The organism is Gordonia sp. NPDC058843 (assembly GCF_042743165.1).
GTDB lineage: Bacteria > Actinomycetota > Actinomycetes > Mycobacteriales > Mycobacteriaceae > Gordonia.
Genome location: NZ_JBHYNC010000007.1, coordinates 174058 through 184057, shown reverse-complemented (window position 1 = coordinate 184057; position 10000 = coordinate 174058). Strand labels below are relative to the sequence as shown.

General features: G+C 70.0%; 7 protein-coding genes. 3 read left to right on the top strand and 4 right to left on the bottom strand.

Annotated elements, in window-relative coordinates; all coding sequences use genetic code 11:
• Positions 1 to 246: 246 nt before the first annotated feature.
• Positions 247 to 1431 carry a polysaccharide biosynthesis protein gene (locus ACFW3F_RS07915; protein WP_388055991.1) on the bottom strand — a complete coding sequence of 395 codons (1185 nt, stop codon included), beginning with the start codon at positions 1429 to 1431 and terminating at the stop codon, positions 247 to 249.
• Positions 1432 to 1604: 173 nt separating this feature from the next.
• On the opposite strand from ACFW3F_RS07915, the gene ACFW3F_RS07910 reads away from it, so the two are divergent.
• Entirely contained in the window at positions 1605 to 2543 is a 939-nt protein-coding gene (locus ACFW3F_RS07910; protein ID WP_388055989.1) for an HpcH/HpaI aldolase/citrate lyase family protein, read from the top strand.
• A gap of 14 nt (positions 2544 to 2557) precedes the next feature.
• Positions 2558 to 4315: a hypothetical protein gene (locus ACFW3F_RS07905; protein WP_388055987.1), complete on the top strand. Its 1758-nt coding sequence runs from the start codon at positions 2558 to 2560 to the stop codon at positions 4313 to 4315.
• Here ACFW3F_RS07905 and ACFW3F_RS07900 read toward each other — a convergent pair.
• Positions 4275 to 5435, bottom strand: a complete 1161-nt coding sequence (locus tag ACFW3F_RS07900; protein WP_388055985.1) for a glycosyltransferase family 4 protein — start codon at positions 5433 to 5435, stop codon at positions 4275 to 4277. The genes ACFW3F_RS07905 and ACFW3F_RS07900 overlap by 41 nt on opposite strands.
• A gap of 51 nt (positions 5436 to 5486) precedes the next feature.
• Between ACFW3F_RS07900 and ACFW3F_RS07895 the strand changes: the two genes are divergently transcribed.
• Positions 5487 to 6254 carry a class I SAM-dependent methyltransferase gene (locus ACFW3F_RS07895; RefSeq protein WP_388055983.1) on the top strand — a complete coding sequence of 256 codons (768 nt, stop codon included), beginning with the start codon at positions 5487 to 5489 and terminating at the stop codon, positions 6252 to 6254.
• Between the two features lie 159 nt (positions 6255 to 6413).
• Here the strand turns inward: ACFW3F_RS07895 and ACFW3F_RS07890 are convergent, their stop codons facing one another.
• Together ACFW3F_RS07890 and ACFW3F_RS07885 are read right to left on the bottom strand one after the other, a co-directional pair.
• Entirely contained in the window at positions 6414 to 7250 is an 837-nt protein-coding gene (locus tag ACFW3F_RS07890; protein WP_388055982.1) for a hypothetical protein, read from the bottom strand.
• 184 nt (positions 7251 to 7434) lie between these two features.
• Positions 7435 to 9981: an ABC transporter permease gene (locus tag ACFW3F_RS07885; protein WP_388056003.1), complete on the bottom strand. Its 2547-nt coding sequence runs from the start codon at positions 9979 to 9981 to the stop codon at positions 7435 to 7437.
• Between the last annotated feature and the right edge of the window lie 19 nt (positions 9982 to 10000).

Genomic DNA, 10000 nt, shown 5'->3' with positions numbered 1-10000 from the left:
CAACGTGTCTCACCAGGCCCTTCGTGGCTCGTCGCTTGCGCTCCTCGCACCTCAGGGAGCAGGGGTTATGCGGTTCTTTCGGATTTAGGGAGCAGGGGTTATGCGGTTCTTTCGGATCAGGCACCAGGGGTTATGCGGTTCTTTCGGATCAGGCACCAGGGGTTATGCGGTTCTTTCGGATCAGGCACCAGGGGTTATGCAGTTCTTTCGGATCAGGGAGCAAGGCGGGGCGACCGAGGTTGCAACTCAGCGCGCGACCGCCCAGGTCCCCAGCGCGGCGATGGTCGCGGCCACCGCTGCGGTCCCGGCGACTCCGACCACCGACCCGGTGACCGTGACGATGATCAGCACCTCGGCGGCCACCACCAGCCAGGTGCCGAGCGCGACGCGCGTCCGGTCACGCGCGATCGCCGACAGCAGGACCACCTGCAGGACGGCGAGCGCGGCACCGATGTAGGCGAACAGCCACAGGATCGGGACGAGGGCGTCGTAGCCGTCCCCGAAGACGAGAGGGACGACCGGACCGGCTGCGCCCGCCAACACGGTCAGGACGACCCCGATGCCGGCGACCACCGTCACCGCCTGGCGCAGCGAGGTCGCCGAACGCGCGGGGTCGGCCAGCCGGGGATAGAAGACCACGCCGATCGCCTGCGGGAGCCAGAACGCCACCTTCGTCGCGATCGCGCCGAGGGCGTACACCCCCACCTCGTCGGCGTCGAGAACCCGAGGCGAGAGCAACAGGTCGACCGACGACGCGACGATCAGCACCAGCTGGACCTGCGACGCGCGGACCACGCTGAGAACTCCGGCGGCCCCTGACGGTCGCCGCCCCGGCTGTCCGGCCCGCGCCACCGACCACACCACGAGCCAGACGACGACCGCTGCCGCGGCGGCGCCCAGCGTCCCGGCCAGCAGACCACCCGCGGGGCCGGCGCCCGCGGCGAACGCACCGATGATCGGCAGCGCGCGGGCGACACCGACCGCGGCGAGCACCCAGGACAGCACCCGGAACTCGCCACGTCCCTGCAGAATTCCTTGACCTGCGGCGATGAGGGCGAGCAGGGGCGCTGAGGCGAGTGCTGCGGCCGTCGTCGCGACGTCGGTGCGCAACAGCAGCGCGACCAGCGGGGTCGCCACGACGGTGAGCGCGACGACCCAGGACGTGGTCACCAATCCGAGTGCGCGGAGCCGTCGCTCGTCGCCGCCGAGCACGACCTCGCGGGCGATGACGTTCTGGAGCGCCATCGCCGGCACGCCCAGCACGAGCATGGCCGACAGCAGCACCGCGAACTCGCCGTACTCGCTGACGTCGAGAAAGTGCGCACTCGCGGCGAGGTGCACCACGTACATGCAGATGTTGGCCACCATCGAACCGACCGCCACCGACCCGACGGCGCCGAGGGTGCCCGTCGTCCGGCGCGTCTCCTGCATGGACCAAGTGTGCCGATCGCACCGTCGCGGCTTCGCGCGGGGCGGGCACCGAGTACCGCCGGGACGCGCATGATGTGTTTTGCACGGGCAGTCGGGGATAGGCAACGATGGGAAGGCTGTTGCCGAGCGCGGGTCCCCCCGATCGCGCGTGTTCACCGGACCGAGAGACCCTGATGTACGACGACAACCCCACCTACGACGCCGAGTCGACCGACGTCGGTTCGCGCATCGACCCGGTGCTGGCACGCAGCTGGCTGCTGGTCAACGGCTCGCACTATGCGAAGTTCGAGCCGGCGTCCCGCTCGCGCGCCGACATCGTGGTGCTCGACATCGAGGACGCGGTCGCGCCCAAGGACAAGGTCTCCGCGCGCGACAACGTCGTCCGCTGGCTCGGACCGAAGGACGGCACGCGCGGCCCGGGCGCCGGAGACTGGGTTCGCGTCAACGGATTCGGCACGCCGTGGTGGGCCGACGACCTCGAAGCCCTGTCCCAGACCGCCGTCGGCGGGGTGATGCTGGCGATGGTGGAGTCCGTCGACCACGTCACCGAGACCGCCAAGCGACTCCCCGGCCTGCCCATCGTCGCGCTCGTGGAGACCGCGCGCGGGCTCGAGCGCATCAGCGAGATCGCGGCCACGAAGGGCACCTTCCGCCTGGCGTTCGGCATCGGGGACTTTCGCCGCGACACCGGTTTCGGCGACAACCCGCAGACACTCGCCTACGCCCGTTCACGTTTCACCATCGCCGCCAAGGCGGCCCACCTCCCCAGTGCCATCGACGGGCCGACAGTCGGGTCGAGTGCACTCAAGCTCAGCGAGGCGACCGCGGTCTCCGCCGAGTTCGGCATGACCGGCAAGATCTGCCTGACGCCGGGCCAGTGCGCGCAGGTCAACGAGGGCCTGTCCCCCTCCCAAGACGAGATCACCTGGGCGCGCGAGTTCTTCGCCGAGTTCGAGCGCGACGGCGGTGAGATCCGCAACGGCTCCGACCTGCCGCGGATCGCACGGGCGACCAAGATCCTCGACCTGGCCCGGTCGTACGGCATCACCGAATCCGACTACGACGACGATCCGGTGCACGCTCCCGCGCCCTCGGACACCCACCACTTCTGAAGGGCATCACCGCGGTGACTCCCCGACACCTGCTGCCGGCGCTGTACGGCATCAGCGTCGGTGCGACCGCAGTGATCCTGGCGCCGCTGCTGCCGGGCCTGATCGGGGCCGGTGATCGATACCTGCTCTACCGAGATGCGGTGTCCACACCGCGGACGCACGTCACGGACACCACGCTCGGGATCGGTGACCTGCCGCCACGGGCGGTGCCGCAGGACTGGTTCGTCGCGACGGTGAGCACCGTCGTCGACGGCGGGGTCGTCGTCCTCGCCGTCCTGGCCGCGGCCCTCGTGTTCGCAGGCGTCGGCTACGGGCGCCTTGCGGACCGCCTGGTCCCGGGTGCCGGACGAACCGGCGCCGCGGCGGCCGCTCTCGTTTCCGTGTGGAATCCCTATGTCGCCGAACGGCTTCTCCAAGGTCACTGGAGTCTGCTCGCCGGGTACGCGGCACTCGGGTGGATTCTGGTTGCGGTCGTGGATCTGCGCGAACGCGACGGCGCGGTGCGACTTCTACACCTGGGCGGGCTGTTCGCCGTTGCGGGGCTGACGCCCACCGGTTCCGTCCTTGCCGGAATCGTGTTGGCGGTGGCGCTGATCGGCCGCCCGGTCGGGTTCCGGGTCACCGCAGGAGTCGTGGCGCTCTGGGTCCTCAGCACACTGCCCTGGTTGGTGACGTCGCTGATCACCGAAGCGCCGACCACGTCGTCGGCCGCCGGGGTGGAAGCGTTCGGTCTGCGATCAGAGCCCTGGCTGGGACCCCTGGGGACGGTCGTTTCGCTGGGTGGGATCTGGAACGCCGACGCGGTACCCACGAGCCGGACCATCGGGTGGGCCGCGGTGTCCACGATCTGCCTGCTCCTCGTCGTCGCCGTCGGCGTCGGCTACCTGTGGCGTCGTAGAACGCAGCTGGACCCGCTGGTGCGCGCCATCGCGGTTTTGGCGTCTGCGACCGTGATCATATTGCTGCTGAGCACTTTCGGACCGGCCCGAGCGGGGCTGGGTTCCGTTGTCGAGCACATCGGCGGGGGCGGGCTGCTCCGCGACACCCAGAAGTTCTCGGCGCTCCTCGTCCCGGCGGTCGCGGTCTGCGTGGCGGCTGCCGTGGCGGCTGCACGGCGTCGCGTCCCGTCGGGCTTCGCGCTCGCCGCGGTCGCGCTGCTCGTGGTCGCGCCGCTCCCCGATCTCGCGTGGGGCGCCGGTGGCGCGGTCCGCGCGGTCGCCTATCCCGACGAGTGGCGGCACGTCGCGGAGATCGTGCCGCCGGATCGGGGCTCGGTCGCCCTGTGGCCTCCCGGCACGGTTCGCGAGTACCCGTTCGCCCACGACCCGTCCCTCGATCCCGCCGCGCGGATGATGCGGGCACCGGTCGTCGAATCCGGTGAACTCCGCGTCGACGGAGAGGTGATCGACCCGACTGGTGAACACGCCGCGGCGGTGACCCGGGTACTGGAGTCCGGCGGGTCACCGACTGCCCTGGCCGAACTCGGAGTCGGGTGGGTTCTGATCGAGAACGGTTCTCCGCCTGTACAACTGGCGGAGTCAGGAGATCCCGTCTTCGACGGGCAGACCCTGATCCTCTACGAGGTGGCCGGCCCGGCCGACCGGTCCGCAGATGTCGCCGACCGCGCGATCGCCACCGGAGCGCACCTCGTGTGGGCCGCGCTACTGATCGCCGGCCTGATCGGCGTCGGCGTCGGCCTGATCAAGGGCGACGGGGTCAGGGGCGGTGGGGTCAGGGGCGGCGTGCGGACAGCACGGCGTCGAACGTCGTGAGGAAACCGTCGCAGGTCGCCGACCACGAGTAGCGACTCGCCTTGTCCTGCGCGTTCCGGCCGAGCCGACGTGCCTCGTCCGGATTGTCGATGAGTTTTGCTGTTGCGCTGCAGAGTTCGTCGACACCATCGACGAGCAGACCGGTGCGGCCGTCGTCGATGGAGTCGGCGAGTCCGGCGGCGCTGCGGTAGCCGATCGTCGGGACACCGTGCTGAGCGGCTTCGACCACCGCGAGTCCCCACCCCTCTTTGCGCGACGGCATGAGGTGGACCCGGGCTCGGCCGAGGAGTTCGTGTTTGCGGTGTTCGTCGACGTGACCGTGGAAGGTGACCGACTCGGTCACGTCGAGTTCGGCCGCGGCACGGTGCAATTCGTCCGACCACCAGCCGCCGCCGATGACGTCGAGGTGGGCGTCGACCCCGTCGTGCCGCAACCGGGCAAGCACGGCCAGCGCGTCCTCGACCTGCTTGTGCGGCACCAGCCGCGACAACACGCAGAGCCGCACAGGTGCACCGGGAGTCGCCGACCCGGCATGGCCGGACGCCTTGATGCCGGCGGGCAGCGGATCGATCCCGTTGCGCACGACCGCGATCCGCTCGGCGTCCACCCCCAGTGCGACGAGCTCGGACTTCGACGGCGCCGAGACCGTGACATACCGGTTGCGGTGGTGGACCCGGGGCGAGACCCGCGACTCGATGAACCACCCCACGTGACCGAGAAGACGGCCGGCGACCGGCCACTGCTCGCGATGACAGTGATGGACGAGGACGACCGTCGGAGCCGGTGAGACGAGCGCGGAGAAGAACGGGACACCGTTCTGGGTGTCGACGACGACGTCCGGACGGCTCCCCGCCAGCGGCCCGAGACCGAGCCGGCCGCCGAGGATCGTCGCGAGCATGCGCGGATACACACTGATCCGCCCGCCGGCGCGGATGAACCGCATACCGTCCCGCTTCTCCTCGCGGACGGCTCCGGGGTAGGCGGAGGTGAGGAAGGTGACGGTCGCGCCGCGTCGGGCCAGTTCGGCGCCGACGCGTTCCAGATAGGTCTCGCTGCCGCCGCCCTGGGGGTGGCGGGTGTCCCGCCAGCACAGGAGCAGGACATTCGACGGTGCGCGCATTGCCGGTCAGCCTACCGACCGCACGGCGAGCACCACTAGAGTGACCCGACGATGACGACTCCACTCTCCGGCGGTGCGCGGATGGCCCGCCTCGCCACCCTGCGTCGCGCCGTGGGACTGCTCGACGATTTCCGCTATGAGCAGTCTGATCCCGCCCGCTTCTACGGCTCGCTGGCCGCCGACACCGCGAGCATGGTCGAGGCGTTCGTGCCCGAGCTCGGCGGGGCGGTGATCCTCGATGTGGGTGGCGGCCCCGGGTACTTCGCCGACGCCTTCCGCGCCCGTGGTGCGGAGTACATGTCCGTCGAACCCGATCCCACGGAGATGCACGCCGGCGGGCTCGAACACCGCGGGTCGGTCCGCGGCTCCGGCCAGGCGCTGCCCTTCGCCGACGGCTGCGTCGACGTGTGCCTGTCGTCGAACGTCGTGGAGCACACCCCGACACCGTGGGAGATGGCCGACGAGATGCTGCGCGTGACACGTCCCGGTGGCGTCGTCATCGTCAGTTACACCCTGTGGTGGGGGCCGTTCGGCGGCCACGAGATGGGTCTGACGCACTACCTCGGTGGCCATCGGGCAGCGCGGTTGTACACCCGGCGCAACGGCCACCCACCCAAGAATCTCTACGGGACCTCGTTGTTCGCGGTCTCCGCCGCCGACGGGCTGCGCTGGGCCCGATCGGCGACCGACGGCGGGCGGGCCGAACTCGTCGCCGCCTTCCCGCGCTACATCCCGCACTGGATGTGGTGGGTGATGCGCCTGCCGGTGCTGCGCGACGTCCTCGGCACCAATCTAGTGCTCGTACTGCGGCGACGATGATCCGAGAAGACTGTCGCCGGGAGCCTGTGTCCTGATTTCTGCTCCCTGAGGTGCGAGCGAAGCGAGCCACGAAGGGCCGGTGCGTCGAACTCGCCAGCCCCTTCGAGGCTCGTCGCTTGCGCTCCTCACACCTCAGGGAGCAAGAATTCGGTGCCCGGACTACTCGGCGGCGAGGTCCGCAGAGCAGTTGAGCGTGCCGCCCTGGCTGGTGGCGGCGGCCAACTGTTCACCGTCGGCGAGGATCGCGCACGACACCGGACCGCGGACCACGATGGCCGACATGCTCGCCCGGGCGCCCTCGAGCTGGACCCGCTGCGACCACGGCGAACCCGTCGCCGGAATCACCGTCGGCGAACCCGGGCCACGACGGAAGCTGAGTGCGACGACGTCACCGTTGCCGGTCAGCTGGTAGGTGACGGTCCCGGAGCGTTGCGTCGTCGTCGTGGTCGACGTCGTCTCCTCGGTGGTCGTGGTGCTCGACGGCGTGGTCGCGCTGGTCGTCGCCGGTTCGCTCGACTCGGTGGTCGACGACGACGCCGCGCTGGAGGAGTCGCCGTCGCCCGAGCGGGTGACCAGGACGACCACCAGGCCCAGCACCACCAGTGCGATCAGCGCGACCAAGGCCAGGCCGATCGTCCGGCCCTTCGATCCGGAACCGCGGGGCGGCTCACCGCCGGCCGGTTCGTCGTACGGCGAGGACGCGTACGGCGAGCCGCCGGTGTACTGGGGATCCGCGTACTGGGGATCGCCGTACCGGGGCTCGGTGTACGGACCCGGATAAGGCTGCCCGGCCTGGTGCGGCTCGGTGTACGGCTGGTGCGGCTCGGTGTACGGCTGATGCGGCTCGGTGTACGGGCCCTGATACGGCTGTCCGGGCTGGTGCTCGGTGTAGGCCTGCGACGGCGGCGCCGACGGGTCGAAGTCCGGATCGAACTGCCGGGTCTCCGGCGGATCGTTCCGCGGATCGTTGGGATCGCCCTCAGGTGGTCGAGTCATGCGGTCGATTCTGTCATCCCGGATGGGACCTCGACCCGGGGAACCGCCCCGCGCTGAGAACCGCCCCACGAAACCGCCCCTCAGAGACTCGGCGTCGACGATGTGTCGTCGACGCCCCTGTGGAGGGTGTCTTGCTGGGGCGTATCTCAGGCCTGGGCGGAGCATTGCCGCTCCTGAGGTGACGTCAGATGTCCGCGATCGCCTCCAGCGGTCCGGTGCGCGCCGCACGAACGGCGGGCCACAGCGCAGCCAGGACACCGACCACCGCCGACGCGACCAGGGTGATGGCGATGAGCGACCACGGGATCACCGGGGCACCCAGGCCCCACTCGGCGAGCGTGCGCACCAGCGCGACACCGATGACGGTCCCGAGGAGCACACCCAGCACGGCACCGAAGATCGAGATGAGCACCGACTCGAGGTAGATCGACCGCCGGACCTGGGCCCGGATCATGCCGATCGCGCGCAGCATCCCGATCTCGCGTTTGCGCTCGACCACCGACAGCGCGAGCGTGTTGATGATGCCGAGCACGGCGATCAGCAGAGCCAACCCGAGCATCGCGTACAGGGTGCCGAGCATCTGGTCGATCTGCGACGAGATCTGTCCCTTGAACTGGTCGCGATCCTGGACCTGGACCGTCAGGTACTCGGCGGTGGCGTCCTCGAGGCCGGTGCGCAAGGTGTCGAGGTCGGTGCCCGGGGCAGCGTTCACGAACAGCGTGACGTTGACCCGCGCGAAGGGCGGAACCAATTTGGCGTAGACGTCCGGGCCCACCACCCACGGTTGCAGTGCCTCGTTGTCGGCGTAGACACCGGCGATCGGAACCTGGACCTGTTCGCCCGTGGCGGCGGTGAACGTGACCACATCACCGCGTTTCCAGCCGTTCGCCTTGCCGGTCCGCTCGCTGATGAGCATGCCGTCGGCGGGCAGGTCCGACGACGCGCCGTCCTGCATGTCCATCACGGTCACACTGTTCAACGGCCCGCCGAGCGCGGAGAACCCGGTCTCCGACTTGTCGTCGACCTTTGCCTGGACGATGCCGAACGACACCACCTCGGCCACGCCGGGCACGCCCTCGATCGCCTCGGTCACCGCGGTCGGGAGTGGCGACTGATTGGTGCCGGCGACGATGTAGTCGGCGCTGATGCCCGCGTCAACCGCGTCGTCGACCGTGCCCTTGAACGACTGCCCGAGGGTGCCGATGATCGCGACCAGCATCAGGCCGAGGGTGAGTGCGAACGCCGTCGCCGCCGTGCGCCGTGGGTTGCGGACCGCGTTGGTCCGGGCCAGGCGACCGATCATGCCGAAGGGTGCGCCGATGACCCGGCCGAGCACGCTGACGAACGGGCGGGCCATCGCCGGTCCGACCAGGACGGCCGACAGCACCGCACCCGCGGCGCCGGCGCCCACCGTGACCGCGGGGCCTGCCCCCTCGCCCATCGCGCCGACGACGATCGCGGCGATCGAGGCGACGCCGATGACCGCACCGAGGATCGTGCGGTTGCGCAACGAGGCCGACCCCTCGGCGGCCGATGCGCGCATCGCCTCCACCGGCGGCACCCGAGCGGCCCTCGCCGCCGGGACCCACGCGCTGATCATCGTCACCACGACGCCGACCAGGATGCCGGCCAGGATCGCGTCCGGGCCGACGGCCAGCTCACCATCGGGCAGGCCCGAGGTCGCACTGGTGATCGCTTTCAGCCCGGCTGCCAGGCCGATACCGATCGCGAGGCCGAGCGCGCCGCCGAGGACGCCGACCACGAAGGCCTCGAACAGCACCGACCGCGACACCTGGCGCTGGCTCGCGCCCACTGCGCGGAGCAGCGCGAACTCCCGGTTCCGCTGCGCGACGATCATCGAGAACGTGTTGTAGATGATGAAGGTGCCGACGACCAGACCGATCGCGGCGAACGCCAGCAGGATGTACTGGAAGATCTGCAGGAACTCGTTGACCTGCGCCTTCTGGTCCTCGCGGACCTGATCACCGGTGCGGACGTCGTACAGATCGGCGTCGGCGCCGAGCGCGGCGACGATGCGTTCCTGCAGCTGCTCCGGGGTGACCCCGGCGACGGCCGACATGTCGACCACCCCCACGTGCTCACCGTCGGTGAACAACCGGGCCGATGTCGCGGCATCGAACTGGGCGTTGACATAGCCGCCGGTCGAGCTGGGCGCGTCGACGAGCCCCACCACGGTCACCTCGAGTGGTGTCGAGTCGCCCTGACCGACGACGACCTTCGTCTTCGACCCCACCTTCAGGCCGGCGGCTTCGGCGGCCGACGTGTTGAGCGCGATCTCACCGGCGTTCTCGGGCCCGCGACCGCCCGGCAGGATCGTCGACTCCTCCGGCGAGAGCGCCTCGGCGGCCGGGATGTAGGTGCTGCCCACGCTCGGGGCGCCACCGGTCTGGATGGCCTTGCCGCCGGAGTCGGCGACCGTGATCAGGCCGTTGTTGTTGACGACGAGCTTGTCGATCCCGAACTGCGCGCGCTGATCTCGAAGCTGATCGACGATCGAGTTCGGCACTCCCGGCGACTGCCGGTCGGCCGGGGTCACCTCGACAGCGACGCCCGGCGCCGCGCTGTCGAAGATGTCGTTGAAGGCTTTCGAGATCGATCCGGTGAAGACGATCGACCCGGCCACGAACGACGTGCCGAGGACGATCGAGAAGAGGGTCAGGAAGAGGCGAAGCTTGTGTGCGCGGAGGTTTCGCAACGAAACCCTGCGCATCACCGAGGAGGAGGCCACG

Bases quoted from the DNA above. Each gene is read 5' to 3' on its own strand.
- ACFW3F_RS07915 (WP_388055991.1), bottom strand. From the start codon at position 1,431: ATGCAGGAGACGCGCCGGACGACGGGCACCCTCGGCGCCGTCGGGTCG.
- ACFW3F_RS07910 (WP_388055989.1), top strand. From the start codon at position 1,605: ATGTACGACGACAACCCCACCTACGACGCCGAGTCGACCGACGTCGGT.
- ACFW3F_RS07900 (WP_388055985.1), bottom strand. From the start codon at position 5,435: ATGCGCGCACCGTCGAATGTCCTGCTCCTGTGCTGGCGGGACACCCGC.
- ACFW3F_RS07895 (WP_388055983.1), top strand. From the start codon at position 5,487: ATGACGACTCCACTCTCCGGCGGTGCGCGGATGGCCCGCCTCGCCACC.
- ACFW3F_RS07890 (WP_388055982.1), bottom strand. From the start codon at position 7,250: ATGACTCGACCACCTGAGGGCGATCCCAACGATCCGCGGAACGATCCG.
- ACFW3F_RS07885 (WP_388056003.1), bottom strand. From the start codon at position 9,981: ATGCGCAGGGTTTCGTTGCGAAACCTCCGCGCACACAAGCTTCGCCTC.